This is a genomic window from Cardiobacteriaceae bacterium TAE3-ERU3 (genome assembly GCA_019218315.1).
In the GTDB taxonomy this organism is placed as follows: domain Bacteria; phylum Pseudomonadota; class Gammaproteobacteria; order Cardiobacteriales; family Cardiobacteriaceae; genus JAHUUI01.
This window is the reverse complement of sequence record JAHUUI010000005.1, coordinates 135,763-162,458: the sequence shown is the minus strand read 5'-3', so window position 1 is coordinate 162,458 and position 26,696 is coordinate 135,763. Positions and strand designations below refer to the sequence as shown.

The 26,696-nt window shown below is 50.7% G+C and carries 25 protein-coding genes and 1 rRNA gene; 16 read left to right on the top strand and 10 right to left on the bottom strand.

What is annotated here, in order from left to right; translation table 11 throughout:
* A 5S ribosomal RNA gene (gene rrf / locus KRX19_10325) occupies window positions 1–106 on the top strand; the annotation flags it as partial.
* A 705-nt stretch (window positions 107–811) separates the two neighbouring features.
* On the opposite strand, the gene KRX19_10320 is transcribed toward rrf, so the two are convergent.
* The 4 genes from KRX19_10320 to KRX19_10305 all read right to left on the bottom strand — a co-directional run bounded on the left by KRX19_10320 (window position 812) and on the right by KRX19_10305 (window position 5,171).
* Window positions 812–1,576, bottom strand: a complete 765-nt coding sequence (locus KRX19_10320; GenBank protein MBV7435421.1) for an ABC transporter ATP-binding protein — start codon at window positions 1,574–1,576, stop codon at window positions 812–814.
* Entirely contained in the window at window positions 1,573–2,652 is a 1,080-nt protein-coding gene (locus tag KRX19_10315; protein ID MBV7435420.1) for an iron ABC transporter permease, read from the bottom strand. Before KRX19_10315 ends, KRX19_10320 begins: the two co-directional genes overlap by 4 nt.
* A 30-nt stretch (window positions 2,653–2,682) precedes the next feature.
* Window positions 2,683–3,672: an ABC transporter substrate-binding protein gene (locus KRX19_10310; protein ID MBV7435419.1), complete on the bottom strand. Its 990-nt coding sequence runs from the start codon at window positions 3,670–3,672 to the stop codon at window positions 2,683–2,685.
* A gap of 131 nt (window positions 3,673–3,803) precedes the next feature.
* Entirely contained in the window at window positions 3,804–5,171 is a 1,368-nt protein-coding gene (locus KRX19_10305; GenBank protein ID MBV7435418.1) for an MATE family efflux transporter, read from the bottom strand.
* 581 nt (window positions 5,172–5,752) lie between these two features.
* Between KRX19_10305 and KRX19_10300 the strand changes: the two genes are divergently transcribed.
* Complete coding sequence (locus tag KRX19_10300) at window positions 5,753–6,799, top strand: zinc ABC transporter substrate-binding protein (GenBank protein ID MBV7435417.1); 1,047 nt, start codon at window positions 5,753–5,755, stop codon at window positions 6,797–6,799.
* 155 nt (window positions 6,800–6,954) lie between these two features.
* Here the strand turns inward: KRX19_10300 and KRX19_10295 are convergent, their stop codons facing one another.
* Window positions 6,955–7,968, bottom strand: coding sequence for an SIS domain-containing protein (locus KRX19_10295; protein MBV7435416.1), 1,014 nt, complete (start codon window positions 7,966–7,968; stop codon window positions 6,955–6,957).
* Between the two features lie 252 nt (window positions 7,969–8,220).
* On the opposite strand from KRX19_10295, the gene KRX19_10290 reads away from it, so the two are divergent.
* The 13 genes from KRX19_10290 (at window position 8,221) to KRX19_10230 (ending at window position 18,497) form a co-directional block, all read left to right on the top strand.
* On the top strand, window positions 8,221–8,934 hold the full coding sequence (locus KRX19_10290; GenBank protein MBV7435415.1) for an N-acetylmannosamine-6-phosphate 2-epimerase: 714 nt from the start codon (window positions 8,221–8,223) through the stop codon (window positions 8,932–8,934).
* 2 nt (window positions 8,935–8,936) lie between these two features.
* Window positions 8,937–9,842 (top strand): N-acetylneuraminate lyase, encoded by a 906-nt coding sequence (locus tag KRX19_10285; protein ID MBV7435414.1) that lies wholly within the window; start codon window positions 8,937–8,939, stop codon window positions 9,840–9,842.
* Between the two features lie 31 nt (window positions 9,843–9,873).
* Window positions 9,874–10,854: a sialic acid TRAP transporter substrate-binding protein SiaP gene (locus KRX19_10280; GenBank protein MBV7435413.1), complete on the top strand. Its 981-nt coding sequence runs from the start codon at window positions 9,874–9,876 to the stop codon at window positions 10,852–10,854.
* A 158-nt stretch (window positions 10,855–11,012) separates the two neighbouring features.
* Window positions 11,013–12,869, top strand: a complete 1,857-nt coding sequence (locus KRX19_10275) for a TRAP transporter large permease subunit (GenBank protein ID MBV7435412.1) — start codon at window positions 11,013–11,015, stop codon at window positions 12,867–12,869.
* Window positions 12,870–12,884: 15 nt separating this feature from the next.
* Window positions 12,885–13,340 carry a YhcH/YjgK/YiaL family protein gene (locus KRX19_10270; protein MBV7435411.1) on the top strand — a complete coding sequence of 152 codons (456 nt, stop codon included), beginning with the start codon at window positions 12,885–12,887 and terminating at the stop codon, window positions 13,338–13,340.
* 2 nt (window positions 13,341–13,342) lie between these two features.
* Window positions 13,343–14,167: a MurR/RpiR family transcriptional regulator gene (locus tag KRX19_10265; protein ID MBV7435410.1), complete on the top strand. Its 825-nt coding sequence runs from the start codon at window positions 13,343–13,345 to the stop codon at window positions 14,165–14,167.
* Window positions 14,164–15,042 carry an ROK family protein gene (locus KRX19_10260; protein ID MBV7435409.1) on the top strand — a complete coding sequence of 293 codons (879 nt, stop codon included), beginning with the start codon at window positions 14,164–14,166 and terminating at the stop codon, window positions 15,040–15,042. Before KRX19_10265 ends, KRX19_10260 begins: the two co-directional genes overlap by 4 nt.
* Window positions 15,043–15,070: 28 nt before the next feature.
* The gene (locus KRX19_10255; protein MBV7435408.1) at window positions 15,071–16,195 is read left to right on the top strand and encodes an N-acetylneuraminate epimerase; all 1,125 of its coding nucleotides are present in this window, start codon (window positions 15,071–15,073) and stop codon (window positions 16,193–16,195) included.
* A gap of 114 nt (window positions 16,196–16,309) precedes the next feature.
* Window positions 16,310–16,771 carry a hypothetical protein gene (locus tag KRX19_10250; GenBank protein MBV7435407.1) on the top strand — a complete coding sequence of 154 codons (462 nt, stop codon included), beginning with the start codon at window positions 16,310–16,312 and terminating at the stop codon, window positions 16,769–16,771.
* A 13-nt stretch (window positions 16,772–16,784) separates the two neighbouring features.
* A complete protein-coding gene (locus KRX19_10245) occupies window positions 16,785–17,438 on the top strand; it encodes a fumarylacetoacetate hydrolase family protein (protein MBV7435406.1) in 654 nt (217 codons plus the stop codon).
* Between the two features lie 13 nt (window positions 17,439–17,451).
* A complete protein-coding gene (locus KRX19_10240) occupies window positions 17,452–17,712 on the top strand; it encodes a hypothetical protein (GenBank protein MBV7435405.1) in 261 nt (86 codons plus the stop codon).
* Window positions 17,612–18,088, top strand: coding sequence for a VOC family protein (locus KRX19_10235; GenBank protein ID MBV7435404.1), 477 nt, complete (start codon window positions 17,612–17,614; stop codon window positions 18,086–18,088). The genes KRX19_10240 and KRX19_10235 overlap by 101 nt, the downstream gene beginning before the upstream one ends.
* Window positions 18,089–18,167: 79 nt before the next feature.
* Complete coding sequence (locus KRX19_10230; protein MBV7435403.1) at window positions 18,168–18,497, top strand: alkylphosphonate utilization protein; 330 nt, start codon at window positions 18,168–18,170, stop codon at window positions 18,495–18,497.
* A 170-nt stretch (window positions 18,498–18,667) separates the two neighbouring features.
* Here KRX19_10230 and KRX19_10225 read toward each other — a convergent pair whose 3' ends face one another.
* The 5 genes from KRX19_10225 to KRX19_10205 all read right to left on the bottom strand — a co-directional run bounded on the left by KRX19_10225 (window position 18,668) and on the right by KRX19_10205 (window position 25,671).
* Window positions 18,668–21,085, bottom strand: a complete 2,418-nt coding sequence (locus tag KRX19_10225) for a DUF3726 domain-containing protein (GenBank protein MBV7435402.1) — start codon at window positions 21,083–21,085, stop codon at window positions 18,668–18,670.
* Between the two features lie 126 nt (window positions 21,086–21,211).
* On the bottom strand, window positions 21,212–22,783 hold the full coding sequence (locus KRX19_10220) for a BCCT family transporter (GenBank protein ID MBV7435401.1): 1,572 nt from the start codon (window positions 22,781–22,783) through the stop codon (window positions 21,212–21,214).
* 25 nt (window positions 22,784–22,808) lie between these two features.
* Entirely contained in the window at window positions 22,809–23,792 is a 984-nt protein-coding gene (locus KRX19_10215; GenBank protein MBV7435400.1) for a dipeptidase, read from the bottom strand.
* Between the two features lies 1 nt (window position 23,793).
* Window positions 23,794–25,245, bottom strand: a complete 1,452-nt coding sequence (locus KRX19_10210; protein ID MBV7435399.1) for an aldehyde dehydrogenase family protein — start codon at window positions 25,243–25,245, stop codon at window positions 23,794–23,796.
* Between the two features lie 48 nt (window positions 25,246–25,293).
* Window positions 25,294–25,671, bottom strand: coding sequence for a RidA family protein (locus KRX19_10205; GenBank protein MBV7435398.1), 378 nt, complete (start codon window positions 25,669–25,671; stop codon window positions 25,294–25,296).
* Between the two features lie 111 nt (window positions 25,672–25,782).
* Between KRX19_10205 and KRX19_10200 the strand changes: the two genes are divergently transcribed.
* Complete coding sequence (locus KRX19_10200) at window positions 25,783–26,688, top strand: LysR family transcriptional regulator (GenBank protein MBV7435397.1); 906 nt, start codon at window positions 25,783–25,785, stop codon at window positions 26,686–26,688.
* Window positions 26,689–26,696: the final 8 nt, after the last annotated feature.

Sequence of the window (26,696 nt, the reverse complement as noted above, 5' to 3'; positions counted from 1 at the left end):
ATAGAACTGTGGTCCCACCTGATCCCATGCCGAACTCAGAAGTGAAACGCAGTATCGCCGATGGTAGTGTGGGGTCTCCCCATGTGAGAGTAGGTCACCGTCAGGGCTTTACACAGCCCCTTAGCTAACGCTAAGGGGCTTTTTTAATGCACAAAATAAATAGACCAAAATCAAAAAAGCAGCCTATTACTGGTTGATGTCCGATAAGTCAGTCTCGCCTTCAAGCTTGATATCTGCTTTTATCTTCTCTACGATGCTTTTTCCATGCTTCTGGTAGTTCAGCTCAATATTCTCTCCTCTAGTAGGTAGTTTATGATCTTTTTTGGTGAATTGAGGCCGACAAGAGTTTTGAGATCTCAGCCTTTGGTGTTACTTCATTACCTCTTAGGTGATTAAATGGGGATAGGTTCACTGCATCAGTAAGAATAAGCAGTCATATTCATAAAAATGTAGGTTTTAATGCGTTTGGGTTGTTTGTTGTGGAATTTAGGGGAAATTCCTTCTATTCAGATGCATGTGTGCATATCCATATTTCCATGACCAACCACTCTTATTAACGGTGTCCACCAGTTCTCATCCAAGGCTGTCCACTTATTCAATCATCTCGAAATACTCTCTTTGATATAAGAACTAGCAGATACAATGAGGATTAGCGTGAGTGGTTGGTATTTTTCTGTACTATAACCGTACTCCACTATTTTGCTATATACCTGCAAGAGAGAATCATAAGTTCAAACCGTTTTAGTCTGATCGTTATTATCTAGTGGCTAATTCTCATAACCTAATAATCAGACATATACTTTTCATTCTGTTAGCCGCGTTCGCGGAAATGAAAGCGTGGGTGATGGTCAAGGCTGGTGCTGCTTTCTTCACAGCGCAGGCGGTAGTGGGTAGCGATGGTTTCTGACTGTAGCACATCAACGGTATTGCCTTGTGCTTTGATGCAGCCATTGGTGAGAAGGATAGTTCTGTCACTGTAAATGGACGCAAGGTTGAGGTCATGAAGTGCGATGAGGCAACCTTTTCCGGTTTGACGCAACAGATTGAGAAATTCGAGTTGGTGATGGATGTCGAGATGGTTGGTGGGTTCATCAAGCAGCAGGTAGTCGGTTTCCTGGGCAAGGGCTTTGGCAAGCTGGATGCGTTGCCGTTCACCTCCGGAAAGATCGGACCAGTTTCGTTCGGCAAGGTGCTGCATGCCGACCTGTTGCAAGGCGTGTCGGGCAATGTTGCGGTCAGCTTCACCGCCTTGCTGCCAGCTTTTCCAGTAGGGAATGCGTCCGAGCATGACAACGTCAATGGCACGCATGGAAAGTGGCGTTTTGGCTTCCTGTTCGAGTACGGCTATATGCTGTGCAATATGGCGGCGCGGGTATTCGTCAAGTGGGCGATCATCAAGGGTAATATTGCCACTGTCAGCTGGGCGTAGCCCGGCAATCAGCCGAATCAGCGAAGATTTACCACTACCGTTGGGCCCGAGCAAGGCGACAGTTTCACCTTTGGTAAGGGTCAGCGAGACATCGTCGATGATACGACGCGCTTTGATGTTCCAGATCAGGTTGTCGGCACGAATCATTTTCTGAATTGTCGGTAAAGGATAGCCATGAAGACAGGAACACCAATCAGCGCGGTGATCACGCCAACGGGCATTTCCTGTGGCGCGAAAGCCGTACGCGCAACGGTGTCGGCGGCAACAGTAAACAGTGCGCCAATGTAGGCACTGGCGGGCAATAAGCGATGATGGCTGTGCCCGACAAAGAAACGTGCCATGTGCGGCATAACCAGCCCGATGAAGCCGATAGCGCCACTGAAAGCGACGAGTGTTGCGGTTAAAGCAGCGGTGACGAAATAGAGCAGGACACGGACAGCGGCAATATTGATACCGAGTGCAGCGGCGCTGTCACTACCAAAAGCCATGCTGTCGAGTGCATTTGCCTGCCAGCGACAGATAATGTAGGCAACGGCAAGTACAGCAGCACAGATGATGACTTCGTACCAGCGTGCAGCGGACAATGAGCCGAGCAGCCAGAACAAGACACCACGAGTGGCATTGGCGCTGGCAAACCACATGAGTAGCAGCGAGGTCACCGCAGAAAAGAGATTGGTGGTGGCAACACCGGCAAGAATAATTGGGGAAGCATTGCCGCCTGCGTGTCGTCCGGCAAGTAGCAGTACCACGATAAAAGACAATATTGCACCAACAAATGCCCCGAGTGGTAATAGGTAGGGAATAGATAGATAGCCTGCAACGATGACGACGACCGCGCCAACCCCTGCACCGCTGGATACACCAAGCAAATAAGGATCGGCAAGTGAATTCAGGGTTAAAGATTGCAAAATTGCCCCGGTAACCGCCAAACCTGCGCCGACCAATGCCGCAAGCAATACGCGCGGGAGGCGTAATTCCCAAATGATGCGCTGGTGTATGGTACTAATGTCGGATACATCGGGGGAGAGGCCACAGTTTAGTGCCAGTGTTTTCCATACGGCGCTAAAGTCGATGTCAGCGGGTCCCATACTGATCGAAGCCGCCATCACGAGTAATAAAACCGTGAGAGCAAGGATGGGCTTTAATACAGCGAATAACCGGTGATATGACAGGAAAGCCGCACGATGGCGGCTTTGTCCTGAAATGACTTCGGGGCTACTCATTTAATGAATGTTACCTTTGCCAAGTAACGATTAAATATCGTGCTTGGCGCGTTCGGCAGCAATCTGTTCGAGTAGCCAGACAGACAGTACAGAGCCATCAAGGTAACGTCCCGGTACGACGATATAGCGTTTGTTCTTGACTGCATCCATGGCTTGTGTGACAGGATTGCTTTCAAGGAAAGCGATTTTGTCCTCGGCACTTTGCCCTTGTCCGGCACGTTTCAGGTCGCCGACAATGATAAAGTCAGGATTGGCTTCGGCAACCACTTCCCAACTGGCAACCGGCCACAATGCTTCGGTTTCACCATAGATATTGTCGAGCTTGAGGATTTTACCGATCATGTCAGGGCCACCACAGCAACCTGCTACATACGGGGCATCTGTGCCGGCGTAATACCATAATGCTGATGCGGGCTTGAAAGATTCGGCCTCTTTGCTCACGGCATCAACACGCGCTTGCAAGTCAGTTGTCAAGGTATCTGCTTTGTCTTCGACATTGAAAATTTTGCCTAGGTCTTTCAGCTCTTTGAAGATGGTTGCAAAGGTCGTTGGCTCTTCGGGTGTCGCCATTTGTCCATTACACTCAATGGGCGACAGGTAGGAAGGAATGTCAAAGTTTTTCAGTACATCGCGAGATGCGGTTTCATTGGTGTGCAAGTACCAGAAATAGCTGGCATAGACCAAGTCAGGCTGTAAATCGAGTATCGCTTCTTCGGAGAGAACATCATCGCCTTTGGTCAGTTGCTTGAGTGATTTGCGTGCTTCTGCCCATGGAATATTGTCGGCGTATTCGGTGGTAGTCTGTTCACTGACACCGTAAATCTGATCTCCAAGTCCCAATGCCATCATGTTGTCGATTGCAGGTGTGTTGTAGATCAAAGCACGTTCCGGCTTGGCATTAACGGTTACATCAACGCCACAGTTTTTGATGGTTAGCGGATAGTGGTCAGCGAGTGCAGATGTACTGAGAGCAGCTGCGGTGGCAAGCAGTAATGAACGCAATAGAGATGATTTTTTCACAAAACAAGAGGGGATCATAATGTAAACCTCGCAAAAATATTTGATTTGGTTGTAGAAAAATGTTCTATATCTTTGGTTTTGGTGTGCAATATTCTACAAGCCTTGTTTTTTATCATTAATAGAAACGATAATCAATAAATTTTATGAGGTTGTTGGTAATGGTGAATACGATGGACAAACAAATGCAGTAGTGCCGCAGCAGTAGTTGCCAGCCCGATGCCAAGCCCTGTCCAGATACCATAAACGCCGAAGTCCAGCAGTAATCCGAGCAATCCTGCCACCGGTATGCCAATCAGCCAATAGCCAACCAGTGACCATTTGAGTGGCGTGACAGTATCGCTAAGCCCGCGCATGATACCCGACCCCATAATTTGCCCTGCATCGAAGATTTGCAGGATAGCGGCAAACCACAAGCCGTGTACCGCGAGCCGGAATGCGGCAGTGCTATGTTCTTCACCCGACATTATTATTTTAATGACGCTTGCCGGGGCAAAGAAGTACAACGCGGCAATCAGCAAACACGGTATCAGGGACAATACGATCGCTGACTGGGCTTCGCACAATGCCAGCGTCCAGCGTTTATGGGCAAAAGCTTCACTGATATGCACCGAAGCGGCATGGGAAAAACCGGCCGGTATCATGAATACGATGAACATGACCTGATTGACCACGGTTTGTGCTGCAAGCGCTTCAACACCGAGCGTACCAATCATCAGAGCGAGTACGGTAAAAAAGCCTGCTTCGGCCACATTAGTCAAAGCGATAGGCAAGCCAAGACGGAATACCGCACGGATTGCCCAAGCCTCGAAAGTAATATGCGACAGGTATAGCCACGGCTTGAGCTTTTTGTCCCGCCGCAGCATGACGTACATCACCAGCAGTGATGCGGTCAGGGTAAGCAGCGTACTGATCGCGACGCCGCGAAATCCAAACGCAGGAAAGCCAAAATGACCAAATGCCAGCGCATAATTGGAAAGCGCACTGAGAACAACGGAAAAAACCGTCATCCAGAACAATGGACCGGGGCGTTTTAGGCCGGTACTGAAATGGCGTAAAGCCTGTACCAGCAGTGCGGGCAGCATAGCAGGTGCGATGATGGCGAGAAATTGAGAGCTGAGTTCGACGACTTCCGGTGATTGGCCTGACCAACGCAGCGGTGCGGCAAGGTTATAGAGCAAAATGGTAAATAATAAGGAACAGACCATAGCCCAGAAAATACCGGCACCAAGCAGTGCGTAAATGCGCTTTTGATAATCGGGATGATCCGGAGATTCGGATGCAGCGAGATTACTCAACCCGGTAACCAGACCCGCACCGGCAGTACGAAACTGGTTAAACAGGGCAATAGCCAAACCACCAGCCGCCAATTCTGTTGCGCCGAGTGCACCGAGTACCACAACATCAATGGTTGATAACGCAACGTAAACCACATTGGTGGCAATTAATGGCAAAGCCAGAGTCAGTATTGGACGAAGTGCTGAATAACTAGAGTGGGACATAGATACATTTTGAGTATAAATAAAGTTGAAACGTACCTTCTAACTAACAAGGACATTATTTAGCTTTAAAATTTAAAGTGAGGATCAATCCTGATTTAGACCCTTGATTTTGTTAATTAGTACCGAAATTCTATTACTTATGGAATAATATATCATACGGTATATGAGATAACGTAAAGAGCATAATGATAGTTATGTCTTCAATGAGGTATCACTATCGTACTACTGGAATATCAGCCCCTGCTGTTGTGTATGCTTGAGATAGGTTATTGCAAATTTGCTTTTCGATGAATTATTAATATGTACCACCCTTAATAAGCGCTGCTGGTTACGCTCAATGTGAGTGGTGGGGAATCATCTAAGAACAGATGGTTAAGAGTGGTACTATTTTGCAGCATGTGGATATCATCCAGTTTTAGAAGGTGTGGGTGTTTATTCCTATGGATTCGTATTGTGTAATTTCTTTCGAATTTAGATTGATAATTTTGGTTGCAATATTTCTTTTAGCTCTTTATATTGTTACGTTATAACTTAATGTTTCCAGTTGTAGAACTCTCTATATTGCTTAAATGGAGCTTTTGATGAAAAAATCGATTTTATCCTTGTCTTTACTAGGAGTTGTTACAGCAGCTCATGCTGAAGTACCCAATGTTGTGACTTCAATCAAGCCTTTACATAGCCTGGTCGCACAGGTGATGGATGGCGTTGGTGAGCCGGTATTGCTGATGACACAAGGTTCACCGCATGGTTATCAGATGAAACCGAGCGATGCTAAAGCGATTGCTGGTGCAGACTTGGTTGTCTATGTTGACGATCATCTAGAAACATTTTTACCTGATGTATTGGAAAAATCCGGCAAACAAACAAATGTGATTGAGTGGACGGCTGTACCTGATGTGGCGTTATTGAAGACGCGTATTGGGGGTATGTGGCCGCCACACGATCATGGTGATCACGATCACGATCACGATCACGAACACGAACACGATCACGATCACGATCACGATCACGATCACGGTGACCACGATCACGAACACGGTGACCACGATCACGAACATGGCGATCACGATCACGAACATGGCGATCACGAGCATCACCATCATGATCATGGTGAGTTTGACTTACATGTATGGCTTGATCCTCAGAACAGTACTGCACTGGTGAATGCTGTAGCTGATGCGTTGAGTGAAGCAGACCCTGAGCATGCAGAGCAATATGCTGCGAATGCTGAAGCCGCCAAAGAAAATATTGCAAATGTGAATGCAGAGATCAATGATCAGTTAGGATCGGTAGCAGGCAAGCCGTTTATGTCATTTCACGATGCTTATCAGTATTTTGAGCAGGCGCATGGTCTGAATGCAGTGGGTGTCGTTCGTGTATCCCCAGAGCATGAGCCGGGCGCAGCACGAATTGGTGAAATCCGTAACGTTTTAGAAGGTGAGCGTGTTGTATGTTTATTCAATGAGCCACAATTCCCGTCGGCATTGACGGCCAAATTGGTGGACGGTACAAACGTCCATACTGGAACTCTGGATCCTATTGGCGCAGACTTACAAGCTGGTCCAGATTTATATGGTGAACTGTTGCGCAACTTGAGCCAGAATTTATATGACTGCTTAAGCAAATAACTTTGCTATGATTACTAAAAGCCCACAGTGCTCACTGTGGGCTTTTTATATGCGTCCTAATGTCTGTATTAACCCCCCAATGAAGTACTACAAGTTGGCCAAAAGACAAAAGTAAGACGGTGTGTTTTCGAATTACTGATATTTATTGATAAAGGCTACAGAGTCGTAGTTACTTTGTTGAGGTTTGGTGGATTATCCGTATCGATACCTCGTGCACGAGACAGTGACTCAGCCATGCTGTAGAAGCTTTGGATGCTGGTGATGCCTTGTAATGCGCTGTGACCCGCATCAATCAAAGGCAAATCACGTTCGCTGACTTTGTCATCTGCAGCGAGTAAAACGTTACCACCCATCTTGCGAAATTGTGCCGCGAGTTCTAACAATCCTGCTTGTGTTTCGTCTGGTGGTGCAAGGATTAAGATATGCTGTTGCTCGTTAACCAGTGCCATTGGCCCATGCTTTACTTCTGCACCACTGAATGCTTCACCTTGTAATAAGCAGGTTTCCTTACATTTGAGTGCAGCTTCTTTGGCAATCGGCAAACCTGTGCCACGGCCAATGACGTAGAGACGCTTAGCGTCGCGTAATTGTTCGACAGCAGGCGACCAATCGAGTGCTTGGGCAGCGTCGAGTTTATCGGGGAGGGCGTCTAATGCCGGCAGTAGGTCATCTTGCTGCAGCCAATCGGCCATGACGCGAATGCCAGCGGTGATTGAGGCAATAAAGCTTTTAGTCGCGGCAACACTTTGTTCACGACCTGCGCCAATATTCACTACGTGTGGGCAGACGTCTGAGAGTGGTGAAGGTACAGTATTGAGTAGTGCGAGTACTGGTATGCCTGCTTGCTGCAATCGCTTGGCGCCTTCGAGCAAATCTTGGCTACCGCCAGACTGTGAAATAGTCAGTGCCATGTTGTTAGTTTGACGCCATGGCGCCTGATAGAGCGTGTTTAATGACAGCGGAATCGAAGCAACCGGAATACCGCTGTAGCGCATCAGTAGATAGCCGAGATATTCTGCAGCATGGTCGGAAGTGCCACGCGCTAAGGTCATCAGCATATCGGGGCTTTTGGCTGTGAGCATACTGCGCGTATTGGCAAGTGACGGATCATCTTGTTGACGGCGAACGACTGCTGCAGCTTCAGCAATTTCTTTCTTCATCAAGGTCATGAGGACTCCTTATCTTTCAATTTTTTGGGCAATATTAAAAGGGTTTGTAAAAATCATATTGTGCCATTTTGTAGTCAATTATTTGTATTCATTAAGTAATAATTGTGCAGCATGATCTGTAAATAATTTCGAGCCAGCCAAAATATAACGAATTTTAACTACTTTTAGAAATAATCTTACACCAAAACGAAAATACTTGAAATTACTTTCATCGTGCGCTATTGTTTCATAAACATTAACGGAGCAACAATAATGACTGACGCTTTGGCATCTGTTCAAGGGCGCCTCATCGTATCTTGCCAGGCTCTGCCTGATGAACCGTTGCATTCATCTTTTATCATGTCGCGTATGGCATTGGCCGCACAGCAAGGCGGCGCAGCCGGCATTCGTGCTAATTCACCGGAAGACATTACTGCAATTCGTGAAACGGTTGATTTACCTATCATTGGCATTGTTAAGCGCGATTATCCAGACAGTGAAGTTTTTATTACCGCAACCATGCGTGAGGTTGATGAACTGATGGCGGTAGCGCCAGAAGTTATTGCGCTTGACGCACGTGATGCACTGCGCCCGAATGGTCAGATGTTAGACGACTTCTATGCTGAAGTACGCAAAAAATACCCCGATGTAGCTTTGATGGCGGATTGCGCAACACTCGATGAGATGATCCATGCTGATGCGCTGGGTTTTGATTTCATTGGAACCACGCTGGTTGGCTATACGCCTACGAGTAAAGGTATGAAAATTGAATCCGATGATTTTGCTTTGATTCGTCGTGCTCTTGAAATGCTCAAGCAACCAATTATTGCCGAAGGCAATATTAATACACCAGCGAAGGTTAAGCGTGTTTTAGAGCTTGGTGTGCATAGTGTCGTCGTTGGTTCGGCGATCACGCGCCCGAAGTGGATTACTGAGCAGTTTGTTGCGGCGACCCATCCTGATTTTTCTTCGAATACGGAGTGTTAAACATGAGTGCTAAAGATTTGCGTGGCTTGATTTCGGCTTTGCTGGTGCCTTACGACGAGCACGGTCAGCCGAATGAGGCTGGCTTACGCCAGATAATCCGCCACAATATCGACAAGATGAAGATTGATGGGTTATATGTTGGTGGGTCGACTGGCGAAAACTTCATGCTCGAGACGGCGACCAAAAAGCGCATCTTTGATATTGTCAAAGATGAAGTTGGCGATGAAGTAGCATTGATCGCGCAAGTCGGCAGTAGCAACGTTTATGAGTCCATTGAACTTGGGCAATATGCAACCGATCTAGGATACGATGCCATTTCTGCCGTAACACCTTTTTACTATAAGTTCAGCTTTGACGAAGTAAAGCAATTTTACTTCGACATCATCGACGCGGTAGATAACCGCATGATCGTCTATTCAATTCCATTTCTGACCGGCGTCAATATCGGCGTAGAGCAATTTGCCGAATTGTTTGCCCGTGAAGAAATTATTGGGGTCAAGTTTACTGCCGCTGACTTTTATCAGCTTGAGCGCTTGCGTCAGCGTTTCCCGGACCAGCTGATTTGGTCTGGCTTTGATGAAATGCTGCTGCCAGCAGTGGTGCATAAGGTCGATGGCGCGATTGGCTCGACTTACAACGTCAATGCACCGAGAGCACGCAAAATCATGCAGCTTGCTGCAGCTGGCAACAACGACGAAGCGCTGCGCTACCAGCATGAAAGCAACGACCTGATCAGTGCGATTCTCGCTAATGGGCTTTATCCGACCATCAAGCAATTATTGGTGCTCGAAGGTTGTGATGCAGGGCCTTTCTTGTCGCGTAAACCCATGGCATCGGCAACCTCAGCGCAGATTGCCCGAGCCAAAGAAATTCATGAGGCATACATCAAAAATATGCCGCTTGATTGATGATATAAACCAAAGCAACAGGAGAAACACCATGAAACTGAAAACCCTGACCCTTGCCACTTTGTGTGCGCTGGCGACGACTTCAGCTATGGCTGCTGACTACAACTTCAAAATGGGTATGGTCGCGGGTAACACCTCGAATGAGTACAAAGCTGCTGAGCAGTTTGCTAAGGAAGTAAATGAAAAATCCGACGGCAAAATCGAGATTACCCTGTATCCAAATGCCCAGCTCGGCGATGACCGTTCAATGATTGAGCAGGTTAGCGAAGGTGCGTTGGACTTCACCTTTGCTGAAAGTGCACGCTTCCAGATCTATTACCCAAGTGCAGAAGTTTTTGCTCTGCCATACATGATCACTAGCTTCGATGTTGCACAGAAAGCACTTAACGAGACTGAGTTTGGTAAGAACCTCAAGCAAAAAATCCACGACGACAAAGGCATTGAGATCCTTGCGCAAGCCTATAACGGTACTCGCCAGACTACGTCTAACCGTCCGATCAACAGCATTGAGGACATGAAAGGCTTGAAGCTGCGCGTACCAAATGCCGCAACTAACCTTGCTTTTGCTGAATACGCCGGTGCGGCGCCAACCCCAATGGCATTCTCAGAAGTGTATCTCGCTCTGCAAACCAACTCGGTAGACGGGCAAGAAAACCCACTTTCAACCATTCAGGCGCAGAAGTTCTACGAAGTACAGAAGAACTTGGCACTGACTAACCACATCCTCAACGATGTACTCTACATCGCCAGTGATTACACCATGGACGAGCTGCCAGAAGACCTGCAGGAAGTGGTCAAGACTGCTGCACAAAATGCCGCGAGTTATCAGACCAAGCTGTTTGAAGAAGGCGAGGCTAACTTAGTCAGCTTCTTTGAAGAGCAAGGCGTTAATGTCACCCGTCCAGACATCGAGCCATTCAAAAAAGCCATGCAGCCTTACTACGATGCATTCATCGAGAAAACCGGTGATGAAGGCCGTGCGGCTGTAGAAGAAATTCAGGCATTGCAGTAAACCTCTTGCCTGCGCGATGACCATTTAGCGTATCGCGAGATAAAAGCAGGCGGCATCCGTCGCCTGCTACCAATAATACAATTTGAGTATTGTGCACAACGGCTGCGCAGAGTCGGCCTGTGCGCACAACACTTACATGACACTGAGGATGGAGCATCATGAAAGCATTTAATAAACTCGAAGAATGGCTTGGCGGCAGTCTATTTCTCGTTATGTTTGCGCTGCTGATTGCACAAATTGTCGCGCGCTACACTCAGCCGTTGGCGTGGAGTGAAGAGCTGGCTCGGTTGATCTTCGTCTATGTTGCCATGCTCGGTATCAGTATGGGTATTCGCAACCAGCAGCACGTATTCATCGACTTTATTTACGAACGTCTGCCGGCATCGAGTGCGAAAGTCATTTTCACCCTGATCCAGATCATCATTTTTGCCTGCATCATTCTCTTCTTCCATTTTGGTATTGTCTTGTTTGATAAAGCCGCCTCAATTGCCAACGATAAAATCGTTACTCTCGGTATTTCAACCAAATGGATGTATCTCGCTTTGCCACTCGGCGCTGTCCTGATGATGATCCGATTTTTACAAGCACAGCAGCAAAACTACCGCGATGAGCAAACAGCATTGCCAGCATGGATATTTGTCGTGGCTGCGGTAGTTCTCGTCTCAGTGTTGTATCTTTGGCCGGATGCTTACAAAGCGCTACGCATCAGTAATTACGTGCGATTTGGTAATGAATCGGTGTATATCGCACTTGGTGTATGGCTGGTGATCATGTTCCTCGGAGTCCCGGTTGGTTGGTCGCTATTCATCGCTACAATTCTGTTTTTCTCGATGACGCGTTGGCCGGTCGTCAACTTTGCTGCGGCCAAGTTGGTCGATAGCCTCAATAGCTTCAGCCTGCTCAGTGTACCGTTCTTCATCCTTACTGGTATTTTGATGAACAGTTCGGGTATCACCACGCGTATTTTCGACTTTGCCAAATCCATGTTTGGTCACTTCACTGGCGGTATGGGGCACGTTAACGTCTCAGCCAGTCTGATTTTCTCGGGGATGTCCGGTTCGGCACTGGCTGATGCTGGCGGCCTTGGGCAAATGGAAATCAAGGCGATGCGTGACGCAGGGTACGATGATGATGTCTGCGGCGGTTTGACGGCTGCCTCATGTATCATCGGGCCATTGGTACCGCCGAGTATCGCGATGATTATCTACGGTGTGATTGCCAACCAGTCGATCGCTAAGCTGTTTTTGGCCGGCTTTATACCCGGGGTACTACTCACAGTCGCACTGATGACGATGTGCTACATCATCTGTAAAAAGCGCGGTTATCCACCGACGCCAAAAGCCAGTGCTAGCCAGCGTTTCACCGCATTTAAAGAAGCTTTTTGGGCGATCCTTACCCCGTGCTTCATTATCGGAGGCATCTTCTCGGGCGCATTCACCCCGACTGAAGCAGCTGTATTTGCTGCACTGTATTCGACCATCCTGGGTATGTTCATCTATAAAGAGCTGAATTTTGCCAGTTTGTTTAGAGGTTGCGTTGATGCGATGGCGATCACCGGCGTGACCGTACTCATGGTGATGACCGTGACTTTCTTTGGCGACATGATTGCGCGCGAGCAAGTCGCGATGAAAATTGCCGAAGGCTTTATGGGCTTTGCGACCACAACTCTGACTGTATTGATCATGATCAATATCCTGTTACTGTTCCTCGGCATGTTTATCGATGCCCTGGCGCTGCAGTTCCTCGTCCTGCCGATGCTGATTCCGATCGCTCAGCATTTCAATATTGACCTGATATTCTTTGGTGTGATGACTACGCTCAACATGATGATCGGCATTCTGACCCCGCCGATGGGTATGGCGCTATTCGTCGTCGCGCGAGTTGGCAATATACCGGTCAGTACCGTCACCAAAGGCGCGATACCTTTCATTATTCCAATCTTTGCGGTACTTGTTTTATTGACGCTGTTCCCACAAATTGTCACCTTCCTGCCTAATCTGGTGATGGGCGGATAATTTACAGGAGGTCACATGGAATTTTTACACCATAAAGCACCACGTACCATATGCTCAGCAACAGCTCAGCGCGTTATGGATTATTGCCGCGAGCACGATCTCGCGGCGATGGAGAACGGCCAGCACGCGATCGATGGTGAGGATTTTTTCGTCAATATCTTCACCTACGACACAAAATTATCAGAAGATCGCATCTGGGAAGCGCATCGCGAATACATCGACGTACATACCGTCATAGAAGGAAGCGAGCTGGTTAGCCAGAATTTTATTGAAGACTGCGACAGTGGCGAATATCACCCTGATAGCGATTACCTCGAAGTCGCACATAGCCACAATACCCGCTTTACACTGCGTCCCGGTTATTTTGCCGTCTTCTATCCGCAGGATGCGCACCAAACCGGCGTTCGTACCGCAGACAACCCTTCACAGCCAGTACGCAAAGCGGTGTTTAAAGTCCGTATCGGGGCGTAACCATGAATGGTATGCAAAAAAGTATCCTGCCATTAATAGAGTCCCGCCTTGGGCAAATGACGCGCTCGGAAAGTAAAATTGCGCGCTATTTCCTTGAAGAATGTGGGCAGGATAGTGACCTCAGCGCACGTGCTATTGCTGAGCAGCTCGGTGTATCCGAGGCATCGCTGACCCGCTTTGCGCAAAAGTGCGGCTTCAAGGGTTATCGCGCCTTTGCTTATGCCTATCAGCCACCAGATGAAGCCAAAACCAGTGATAACCACATTGCGCCCGTCTTTGCCAGCTATCAGGAATTGCTTAACAAAACCTATTCCATCGTTGATATGGCGCAAATTCGCCGTATCAGCAAGTTGATGACCACGCAAAAGCGCATTTACGTCTACGGTAAAGGTAGCTCAGGCATGGTTGCGCAGGAAATGAAACTGCGCTTTATGCGTATTGGCTTGATCTGCGAAGCGATCACGGAAGATGACTTGATCCGCATCAATAAAATCATCCTCGACAAAGACTGCCTCGTCATCGGCATCAGCATCAGCGGTAAAACGCGCATTGTGACGGAAGGGTTGCAATCAGCAAAAAAAAGCGGCGCAAAGACCATTTTATTTACCGCTAATCACGACCACGCATTCGAGCAATACTGTGATGAAGTACAGCTCTTTGCGATGAAAAACCAGCTCGACAAAGGGCGCTTGATCTCGCCGCAGTTTCCGGCTTTGGTCGTGCTCGACATCGTCTATGCTGACGTCATGCACGTTGATCCGGGCGAGCGCGACAGCATTTGGCAGCGCACTTATCGCGCATTGCACAACAGCGAGACATCATCATGAATATTCTCACGATTGACATTGGCGGCACCGAAATTAAATCCGCGATCTACCGTGAAGACGGCGAACCCGTACAGGCATTCCCCAATCAACCGACTGCAGTTACCCGTGACGGCAACCGTATCGGTGAACAAATTGTCGCATGGGTTAAAGACGTACAGAAAACGCATGATATAGACGGCGTGGCGATCGCCAGCGCTGGTGTGATCGACCACGAGCGTGGTGAAGTCGTCTTTGCTGGCGACACTATCCCCGGCTATAGCGGCACCGCTCTTTCAGCATTGATCAGCGAGCAGTGTGGTGTGCCGTGCAGTGCGGAAAATGACGTCAATGCGGTTGCGCTTGGGGAAAGCTGGCTGGGGGCTGCGAAAGGCAGCAGTAGTGCATTGTGTATTACCGTTGGCACCGGCATTGGTGGTGCGATCGTCATCGATGGACAACTGATTCATGGGCACAACTTCGCAGCCGGTGAAATTGGCTACTTACCGGCCGCAGATGGTAAAACCTTTGAGCAAAGCGCTTCAACCAGTGCGTTACTCGCCGACTACCAAGCGCGCACAGGTGAGCGTATTGACGGCAAAACCCTTTTTGCTCGAGCAGCTGCTGGAGATAGCCACGCAGAAGCCGCATTGACGCGGCAAATTGACGTCCTTGCGCAAGGATTACTTGCCGCTAATTACTTGCTTGCCCCGCAAACCATTGTGATTGGTGGCGGCATCGCAGCTCAGCGCGACATCTTGGAGCCGCGTATCCGCGCAGCTTTTGAGCAACAGATCAAATCGCCACGCTTGATGCCGCAGCATATCCGCTGCGCAGCGCTTGGCAATAAGGCGGGCATGCTTGGCGCACTGCGTCATTACTGCCAAATTCATTCATAAAGCAACCAAATTCCCACAACCACGGAGTATCACGATGAAAAAAACCATTCTTACACTCGCTCTGGCGACTGCAGCAGGCGGTGCATTGGCGGCCAGTTATCCGGATTTACCCGTCGAATTTAAAAGTGGCGGCGGTGCGTTGATTGGCGACACTGCCTACGTTGGCCTTGGCTCGGCTGGTGAAAATATCTACAGCCTCGATCTGGCAAACCCTGAAAATGGCTGGCAAACTCTGCCTGCATTCCCGGGTGGTGATCGTGGCCAGCCTGTCATTGCCGGTGTTGATGGCAAACTCTATGTATTTGGTGGTTTGCAGAAAAATGACAAAGGCGAGCTGCAACTGGTCAATGATGCGTATGTTTATGACCCGGAAAGCCAACAGTGGGAAAAGTTGCCAACCCGTTCACCGCTTGGCTTGGTTGGAACCACGCCGGCTGTTCACGGCGATCGCGTATACATGATTGGCGGCTCGAACCTGTCGATCTTCAATGGCTACTTCCAGGATTACACCGCAGCCGGTGATGATCAAAGCAAAAAAGACGCCGTCATGGGGGCGTACTTCGATCAACGCCCACAAGACTATTTCTTTAACACAACTTTATTCAGCTACGAACCATCAACCAACCGCTGGTACAACGACGGCGCATTACCATTCGCCGGCCGCGCTGGTGCTGCAGTCGCAGTTGATGGAGACAATATCATTGTCGCTAATGGTGAAATCAAGCCAGGGCTGCGTACTGATGCGGTCGAAATTGGTACATTCACCGGTGATGGCGTTGAATGGCAAGCAGCGCCAGAGCTGATCAGCGCAGATGGCGAAACCCAGCAAGACGGCCTCGCTGGTGCGTATAGCGGCTATAGCCACGGCCATTACCTGATCACAGGTGGAGCAAACTTCCCCGGTGCGCGCAAGCAATTTGCTGATGGTGAGAACTTCGCCCATAAAGGCCTGAAGAAAACCCACCATGCGGACATCTACACCCTCAATGATGACAAATGGGAAGTCGTTGGCCAGTTGCCACAAGGGGCAGGCTATGGCGTGAGCATCAGCTACGACGACAAACTGCTGCTCATCGGCGGCGCGACGGATGAAGGCGCACTGAAAAGCGTCACCGTACTTGATTACGATGGTGACAAGCTGACTGTCGAATAATTGCTCAATGAGTAGTCTCATACGGACGCCGGGATACCGACGTCCGTTTTTTTATGTGCAACTAATTGCACCAATGCTATATTTGGCTTTAGCATCACAATGAGGGCAAACGCCATGAAAAAACAACTTTTGCTGTCGCTTGCAATCGCTGCTTTTGGTGGAACATCAATAGCCGCAAATGCCGAAACGCAGCCTGTGGAAGAAATTCATCCTTTGGTGTATGCGTACTTTGAAGACATACACAGCTCGGAAGTTGAATATTGTGGTGGTGAAGAGTATTTGCAGCATCGTGATCCGGAAGGATATTGCTACGACCAGGTAGACGAAGCCTATATCAAGCCGCGCTTGAACTATCAGGATGATGATATTGCGCTGGTAACAACACTGGGCATTAAAGGCTATGAAGGCAGTGGTGGTGGAATGGGGAACGTCATTTCATTACGCGGCCTGACGCCCCGCACTATTTATCACAATCAAGGCTATGATTTTAAGCTGGAGCGTAACGGCGATCAGGTCATTTTTTACTATGAGAATAAAAATGGCTGGCAGAAAGAAATCATTGAGCTTGGAGGCTGATTAGGAGCGTGTTATGTCTCAGTTAGAACTTATCAATGGCGCAGCCGTTAATCTCGGCTCAATTTATTGCATCGGGCGCAATTACGCCGAGCATATCGCAGAACTGAATAACGAACGCCCTGATGCGCCGGTCGTTTTTGACAAGCCAGCGGCGGCATTACTGCACAGCGGTGGCACAATTCACTTACCGCAGGAAAGCGACGATGTGCACTATGAAAGCGAAATCGTCGTCTTGCTCGGTAGTGGCGGTCGTAACTTGTCGTTAGCGGAAGCAGAAAAAACCATTGCCGCGTACGGCGTCGGGCTGGATTTGACTGCGCGTGATTGGCAGCAACAAGCCAAGGAAAAAGGCTTACCGTGGACGCTGGCTAAAGGCTTTGACGGTGCTGCGTGCGTCTCGGCATTTGTGCCTGCAGCCGAATGCCCGCCCGCAGATGACATCAGCTTCACTATGTGCCTCAATGGTGAGTTGCGCCAGCAGGGCAATAGCAGCATGATGCTGTTTCCAATTGCCGAACAGATTGCCTATATCAGCCGCTATATCACTTTGAACAAAGGCGATATCATTTATACCGGTACGCCAAAAGGCGTTGGGAAACTTAATAGTGGTGATCAGATTGAGCTTAATCTGCTGGATAAAATCCACGCCACTTTTACAGTAGCCTAAGCGAGGAATGATTATGCATATCTGCTATTTCAGCGATCTTTGCCCCGATACTGCGCCATTTGTGGCAGTACTTGATGAGTTGGGGATTGAATACGAGCCAGTAAATATCACCGCGAGCATGAGAAACCTCAAGCGCTTTTTAGTGATCCGTGATCGCGAAGCTGCATTTGATGATGGCAAGGCGCAAGGCTTTGCCTGCGTACCCGTACTCGCAACAGACGACGGTGACTACCTTTTTACTCCTGAAGCATTGCGAGGTTATTTTGAGCATTAAGATTACTGCGCTGGATCACTTCGTCCTCACTGTGCAGGACATTGATGCGAGTATTGAATTTTATACTCGCGTATTGGGTATGGAAGCAATTACCTTTGGTGAAGGCCGCCATGCGCTGCGCTTCGGGCGGCAGAAAATCAATTTACATCAGGCTGGGCAGGAGATCACCCCACATGCGCGCGTACCAGCCAGCGGCTCGGCAGATGTGTGCTTACTGACTTCCACGCCACTTACAGACGTACTCGCGCATTTGGCGCATTGCGGTATCGACGCAGAAAGTGATGTTGTGCCACGTACTGGCGCAGTTGGTGCAATTGAGTCCGTATATTTGCGCGACCCTGATGGAAACTTGATTGAAGTGAGTCGTTATCAGTAGTGAGCAGCTAAAGTGTGATTTTGTACTGTGGGTAAGCAGGTTACAATGCGCGCCTATCTTAAATATATAAGGAATTATGATGAGCGAATTGGCTTGCCCGAAATGCAGTTGCGACTATTGTTATAACGATGGCATCAACAACGTGTGCCCTGAGTGCGCGTTTGAATGGAATGAAAACACCGTACTGGACGACACGCCAAAAGTACTTGATGCCAATGGCGTTGAACTGGCTGATGGCGACACGGTCACGCTGATCAAAGCTCTGAAACTCAAGGGCAGCACGCAAACCTTGAAGCAGGGCACCAAAGTAAAAAATATCCGCTTGGTACCTGAAGGTGACCACAACATCGACTGCAAAATTGACGGCAGTGCGATGATGCTCAAATCGGAGTTCGTCAAGAAATCCTGATTGCATAATCAATCGATTTGATAAACCGGCAAGGCGTGATGCTTTGCCGGTTTTTTGTATAGTGGAACTCCAGAAAAATGGTTACAACACATAAAAACAAGGCATTGTTCTTGTTTTTATTTTTTGGTTACCCTGTGACCGTTTTTCTGGAATTGGACTGTATGTGAACGTTATTCGCCGGCACCTTTGCGCGAGTGTTCGCTGTTTTCGACGAGGATGGCAGTGGCTGCTTGTTTGAGCTGTTGCCAATCGTTGGTGTTGACTTCGATGCCGTCTTGCAGGCTGCGCTGGTAGGCAAGCATTAGCTGCATGGCATTGATGTGCGTGGCGTAGGGCATATCGATGTCGCTGAGGTCGAAGTCGTGCCGCGATAGGGTGAGGTGCAGATCCTGACGGTTTTCATCAATCAGCGTGGTGTCTTCGTCGGCGATGAACAGGTCGGGGGCGGCACAACCGCTGTTTAGAATGTAGCAGGTTTCGCGTGCGTCTGCGCCATTGCGCCAGCGCGCTTTGCAGGCAATACCGGCTTTGGTTAGCTTGACCAGTTCACTGTGCGCGAGGAAGCGGCTGTGGCAGTGTTGCAGGTGAACATGCAGGCGGCCTTTCCCCTCCATGTATTCGAGCAGGTAGTCGGCAATCGCTGGCATATGGCAGGCAAGGCTGTCGTGGTGTAAGTCGATGGTGAGATGGTCGTCATCGGGCGCTTGAATGCTGATGTTGCTGTCGGTTTCGGGGGTGAAGAAAGGCAGGCAACGGGTGAAGTGAGCGATGCCATCCAATCCACACATTTGCAACTCGGCAACCATGTTGGCAATGACGTCCGCTTCACCGTGTTCGCGGCGCAGGCCGGTGAAGGCTTTATAGACGAGATTGGTCAGTTCATTTTGCGACACGGTGAGGGTATCGGGCTGGTGTTCGGGTTGTTGCTGGAAGTCTTTGTCGAGTAACGGGAACAGCCATTCGCCGTCGTGCAGGTTGGCAAGCAGCGGTGCGCCCTGGAAAAAGGTGACGCGTACCCAGCGATCGGAACGCGGGTCGAATTTGGTTGCGCCGAGGATGGCGAGTTTGCAGCGCAGCAGCACCATCGGCCGCGTGTTGCGGTGCAGAACGTTGATTTGAATGTCGCCCATGTCGCTGTGCGTCATCGTCCAGATGCGCCGCGCAATGCTGCGCCATTTGGGTTGTTCGAGCAGGAAGCTGGACAGGCTGGTGTTGTCGTCTTGTGCGGCAATCGCAGCGTTGAAGCGATTAACTTGACGCGCAATGTCGAGCGACAGCTCGCGATCCTGGCCGGGTTCTTCATCGCGTACGCCCATGCGTGGCTCTTCTTTTTCCTGCGAGCGATACCAGAACCAGTAGCGGTTGGGGTAGTCGTCAAAGTCGATGTCGGTCGCCCAAGTGTAGCGTTCGGTGAGGCAGCGCTTGATATCGCCGATGGTGCAGCCGGTAGGGTAGCTCAGGGTTTCGTCGGTGTAGTGTTGGTCTTCGTATGGATCGACGAGGTCAGGGAAGCATTCGAGCAAGCAGGCGATGAGGATTTCCTGGGTTTCGAGGCTGTACTGTTCGCTGCGGGTGCGGATGTCGGCGGCGGATTGTCGCTCTTCATCTTGTTTGATGTCGGTGATGAGCTGTTCGAGTTCGCTTTCGGCAGTTTGGTTGAGCACGTCTTGCTGGTTGTCGATGGTGTCGATCTGTTGCAGGTGTGCCTTGGCGCGGGCGAGCAGGGCGCAGAGTTGTGCTTGGTTGTCGCGGTCGAGTTCGGCAGTGCAGACGGCGGAAAGGGCGTGCTCACGCGCGCTGAGCCATGCGTCAACCACGCGCGGGTGATTGATGAGGTATGGTGCCATGCCGAGTCCGGTGGCGTTGCCGATGCCGATGTAAGTTTGGATAGCAGGAGTAAGGCGTGTGGCGTGTTGTGGGTTTTGCTGTGCGGCGATGTAGTGTACCCAGTCGAGGCTGAATTGACGCAATAAATAGACGGCGCACAGTTGTGCGGCAAAAGCAGTGTTGAAGTCAGGGTTGTTTTCGAGTTTTTTGAAGTCGGCGATGCCGAATTTGCCGTTACCGTACACGGCGGTGGTGCGCAGGATGTAGCCGACTTGGGTAAGCAGGTCGCTGTCGGGTTGCTCACCATTGCTCAAGCGCTCGACGAGATGCTCAAAGACGCGCACGCTTTTGTTGGCGCGCGCGAGAATGAGGACGTTATTGCTGTTGCGCCCGGCTTCTTGCAGCGGCACGTTGGCGCGCAGGTTGAGCAGCATGGTGGTGTCGACATCGCCCTCGACAAGGGCAAAGGTGACGTCCCATTTTTCAGCGATGACGCGATCATTGCGCTCGTGGTCGGCAATCTGGTCGCAGAAGACGACGAGATGATAGCGATTATTTGGGGTATTGAGCTGGTAGATGACGTGCCCGAAACCCTGTGGGTTGAGTTGCCAGTCGTGCTGGTGCACACGCCATTGTTCGCGTGCCATTTTGCGCAGCAGGTGGCGGGTGAAGCTGAGCCGGGTCTGGTGCATCGCGCCGAGGCGTTCGGGGTGCATGACAGTGGACGGGGCGCGCTGGTGATTATTTGTTGTTGTGGTCATGATGCCTCCTGATGCGAGTATTTTTTAAACCTTATTGGTTGTGGTAAAGCGTCTTTACGACAAACAATAATGTCTTTATGGAAAACCCGATGCCGCGCAAGGCGGCAACGGGGGTTGTGTTACGTATTAATGGTGCGGATGACCTTGTTGCAGTTCTTTATGCGTTTGCGCACGTGCCATTTCACGGGCGTATTTTGGTCCGCTCCACAGTGCCGGTAGCATGAGTAGCGACACAGGCACAGCGGTGACGACGATAAACGACTGCAGTGCTGCAATGCCGCCTTCACCCAGTGAGATGAGGATGATGGCGGTGATACCCATCGCCACGCCCCAGAAGATACGGATGGCTGCGTTTGGCTCAAGATCACCACTGATGACCACACTGATGGTGTAGGTCATTGAGTCACCGGTAGTAACGATGAAGATGGTGGTCAGAATGAGGAACAGTACCGATACAATCAGTGGGAATGGCAGCTGATTGGTGACAGCGAGCAGTGCCGCAGGCAGGTTGAAGCCGCCGTCAGAGTTAAGCGCATCACTGATCAGACCAGGGTTGGCAATTTCAAACGAAATACCTGAGCCGCCAACGATGGTGAACCAGAAGCAGGTAATCAATGGCGCGGCAATGCCGAGGCCGAGGAACAACTGGCGAATGGTACGGCCACGTGAAATACGTGCAATGAACAGCGCCATCATTGGGCCATAGCCGATAAACCAGCCCCAGAAGAATACCGTCCACCAGCCAAGCCAGGGCACATCACCGCGATAAGTCGACATTGGAATGAACTGGTCAACCAGTGTACCGACGCCTTGGATGTAGCTGTTGACGATAAAGCCGGTTGGGCCGACGACCAGAATGTAGAGCATCAGGACGACTGCAAGGATAACGTTCCAACGGCTCAAAATCTGGATGCCGCGGTTCAGGCCGCTCAGTGCCGAAATGGTATACATGGCAATGGCGAACAGGATGATGATCATCTGCGTGGTGAAGCCGTCAGGCAAGTCGAACAGGGAGTGTAGCGCGTAGCTGACTTGCAGGCCGAGGAAGCCGATCGGGCCGATGGTACCCGCCGCCACCGCGATGATCGCGCAAGCATCAACCAGCGCACCCCAGAAACCATGCAGGATCTTGTCACCAAAAATCGGGTAAAGCAGAATGCGTGGCTTGAGTGGCAAGCCCTTGTTGTGATGCAGGTGCATGTAAACGATGGTGGTCAGGCCGCCGAGGATGGTCCATGCGAGGAAGCCCCAGTGCATGAACGATTGCGCCAGTGCGTTGGTCGCTTTGAGCTGCACATTCTGCTCGGCACCAAACAGTGGTGGCGGGCTGAGGAAGTGCGCCAGTGGCTCAGCAGCTGCCCAGAACACACCGCCGCCGGCAAGCAGCGTACACAGTACGATGGCCATCCAGCGGAAGGTGTCGATTTCCGGTTTGTCTAGCCCGCCGAGGCGCACACGACCGGTACGGCCGAAAGCGAGGAACAAGCTGAGAATGAAGGTCGCGAGCATCAATACTTGCCAATATGGGCCAAAAATCTGGATGGCCCAGGCAAAGCCGCCGTCGACTAAGGTCTTGAGCAAGTTTTGGTTGGTTAACGCGAGAATGATGAAAGCGAGAATAAAGCCGCCACTCATCCATAAGACAGGGTTGCGACCTTCGAGTTTATCGAAAGTCGATTGTTTGCTGTTGGTGGTCATATTAATTATGCCTCTGATAGTCTGTTTATGACGGCTTGAGGCCGTCTTGTAAGAAATTGAACCAGTTGCCGCCGACGATTTTTGCCGCTTCGCTGGTGGTGAATTGCTGCTTGAGCAGTCCTTGATAAATGTTGTTCATGCCATTTTCGGCATCGAACCACGGTAGGGCATCCGGCCAACCGGCGTTATTTGCCGAGCCTTCGCCGTAATCCATCTTGCGCGACCATTTGCCGTTGCGCATCCACTCAAGTACGGATTGCGGCTGGTTGGTACACAAATCGCTGCCGATGCCGAGGTGGTCAACGCCGACCAGTTCGGCGATGTCAGCAATCATTTGGCAAAAGCGCTCTAAGGTGCATTGGCTGCCGTCAGGCAAATGGAATGGATACAGGCTGAAGCCGAGCAGGCCGCCGCGTGCCGCCAGCGCCTTAATCACAGTGTCGGATTTGTTGCGCAGTGCCGCGTGGGCGCGCTCTGGGTTGGCGTGGCTGATGCAAATCGGGCGTGATGACAGGTCAATCGCTTCCAGCGTTGAGCGTTCGGCGCTGTGCGACATATCAACAATCATGCCGACGCGGTTCATTTCCGCAATCGCCTGCTTACCGAAGCGGGTAATGCCGCTGTCGGTTGATTCGTAGCAGCCGGTGGCGAGCAAGCTCTGATTGTTGTAAGTGAGCTGCATGATCGACAGACCAAGGCGCTTCATCACCGCAATCAGGCCGATTTCATCGTCAATCGGCGAGCAATTTTGCGCGCCGAAGATGATGCCGACTTGCTCGTTTTCTTTCGCCTTGATGATGTCCGCCGCGCTGTATACGGGCGTAATCAGGTCAGGGAACTGAGCAAAGAACTGCTGCCATTCGGCAAAACGGGTCATCGTTTCGCGTGCGTTTTCGTGGTAAACCAGCGTGACGTGTACCGCGTCCACACCGCTGCGGTGCAGGGTTTCAAAATAGGCTTTGTCCCAGTGGCAGTATTGCAGCCCGTCTATGACAATATGGCTATTCATCTTAGTAGGCACGCTGGTAAGTGGTCTTGACCACGGTGTAGAACTCTTTGGCGTACTGCCCTTGTTCGCGTGGGCCAAAGCTCGATTCTTTACGGCCACCGAACGGCACGTGGTAATCAGTACCGGCAGTTGGCAAGTTGACCATCGCACAGCCTGTGAGGATGCCTTGCTTGAAGCGTGCGCTGTTGGCGAGGCTTTGCGTGATGATGCCGCCGGTCAGGCCGAAGCGGGTGTCGTTGGCAGTGGCAATCGCTTCGTCAAGGTCGTTGACGCGGATGACTGAGGCCAGCGGTGCGAACACTTCTTCCTGATTGACCGACCACGAGTTTTGCGTGTCGAGCAGCAGGGTTGGCGCCATGTAGTAGCCGTCGTAATCCATCTCAAGGCGCTTGCCGCCGCAGCCGATTTGCGCGCCTTCTTGGGTAGCGGTTTCGACCCACTTGAGGTTGCTTTGCAGCTGCTTGTCGTCAACCACTGGGCCCATGAAAATGCCGTCTGCAAGTGCGTGGCCGACTTTCAATTCGGCAATGCGCTTGAGCAGCTTATCAACGTAGGCATCGTGGATGTCGTTGCAGACGATCAGGCGTGACGACGCGGTACATTTCTGACCGGCACCGGAATACGAACCGGCGATGGTCGCTTCAACCGCAATATCCAAATCGGCATCAGGGGCAATGACCAGCGCGTTTTTGCTGCCCATTTCGAGCTGGCAGCGCACGAAATTGGCGGCTGTCGCAGCGGCAACCTTGCGACCGGTATCAACCGAACCGGTGAAGCTCACCGCGTTAATCTGCTTGCTGTTAATCAGCGCATCGCCGACTGTACTGCCGCTGCCGAGGACAAGGTTGAACGTACCAGCTGGTAGGCCTTGGCGGTCGATGATTTCCGCGAGTGCCACTGCGCTGGCCGGGGTGAGGTTGGCGGGCTTCCAGATCACGCTGTTGCCAAATGCCAATGCCGGAGCAATTTTCCACGCTGCGGTTGCGGTCGGGAAGTTCCACGGTGAAATGATCGCGACTGTGCCGACCGGCTCACGCGTCACTTCGACTGACACACCGGCGCGTACTGAATCGGCGCAGTCGCCAATCTGGCGCAGCACTTCGGCGGCGTAGTAGTGGAAAAACTGCCCTGAACGGTAAATCTCGCCGCGACCTTCGGCAAATGGTTTGCCTTCTTCGCGTGACAGCAGCTTGCCGAGTTCGTCGCAGCGCGCAATCAGCTCGTCGCCAATCGCCTGCAAAATCGCTTGCTTGCGTTCCATCGGCACGGCTGCCCATTCGGGTTGTGCGTGGTTGGCGGCGTCAATTGCTTGCTGTACTTGCTCAGCACTGGCTTGTGCGTAATCGCCGATGGTTTCAGAGATGTCGGAAGGGTTGATGTTGGCAACGGTGCTTTGTCCGCGCTGCCATTCGCCGTTGATATAAAGGGCTTGTTCGGCTTGAATTTTGTGCATGATGTTATTCCTTGTTTATTTATAGGCTTATTTATGTTGGGTAATGGCTTAGACGGCGGCGTAGACGACAAACTCGACCAGCATCTCTTCGCGTGCCAGACCGGCTACGACCACGGCTGCGCGGTTAGGGTATGGCGCATTGAAATACTCGGCGTACACCGCGTTGACCGTAGCGAGGTATTCGCGGTCAGTGACGTAAATCAGCACTTGCAGGACGCTGTCCATGTCTGCACCTGCGCATTCAAGGGTGTGCTTGAGGTTGGCGAAGGTTTGGCGCGTCTGTGCTTCGATGCCGCCTGTGACGACTTTGCCGCTGTCGTCAATCGGGATTTGCGCGGTGTAAAGCGTACCGTTGTGGGTGATGGCCCATTCCAAAGGTGCTTTGGATGCGAATAATTTGGTCTTGACCGCTTGTTTCCTGCTCATTACTGTTCCATTAAATCGGTGAAAGGTAGGCGCGCAGGATAAAGGTTCAACAGTGATAAGTAAAATAGTTTATATTGTTCATCTGAACACTTTTTCTTATCGAGTATGGGGATGAACATCAAAATCCAGCAGTTGCAATATTTTTTGGCGGTCGTTGAATGTGGTGGATTTCGTGCCGCTGCAGCGCAAGTCAATCGCTCACAGGCGGCATTATCATCGGCGTTAAAAACGCTGGAAGAAACCCTCGGTACGGCGCTGTTCGAGCACGGCTATAAAATGAAATTGACCCCATTTGGTGAAGCACTACATCCTAAAGCGGTACAAATGGTGCGCACCTACGATATTTTTGTCGATGAAGCGCGTGCGATTGCCAGTGGTGAAGTTGGGGAATTGCGCTTGGCCAGCGTACCGTCGGTTGCCGCGCGTTTAATTCCCGACGTACTCAAGCTCTTCACTCAGCAATATCCGCAAGTGCGCGTGTGCATGAGTGACGACAATGCCGCCGGCATTACCGCAAGATTGGTGCGTGGTGAGGTCGATTTGGCGCTCGGCAATCCGTCCTATATTGACTTGGCCGAAATCGACTTCACGCCGCTGGTCGCTGATCCGCTCGGGCTGGTTTGCCATCGTGACAATCCACTCGCCGAGCAAAGCAGCGTGTCGTGGCAAGTGTTACTCGACTATCCCTTTATCCGCAACGGCACCGGCATCCTGCTCGATGGTACAGCGGCGCAAGCGGTCAATACCGATGCGCATTACGCGATTGACAACATCACCGCATTATTCTCTGTGCTCGCACTCAATATCGGCGTGACGACCTTGCCACGGCTGGCATTTTTCAGCGTCAATTCACCAGACCTGCGCTGGATACCGTTTAACGACCTCGATCTGTGCCGCGAAATCGGCATCTTCAAACTCAAGCAGCGTACGCTCACCCCGCCCGCGCAAGCATTTTATGAACTCTGTTGCGAACACCTTAATAAGGACTATGTAGCGTATGTCCGTAATCCAGTTTAATCAGTCCT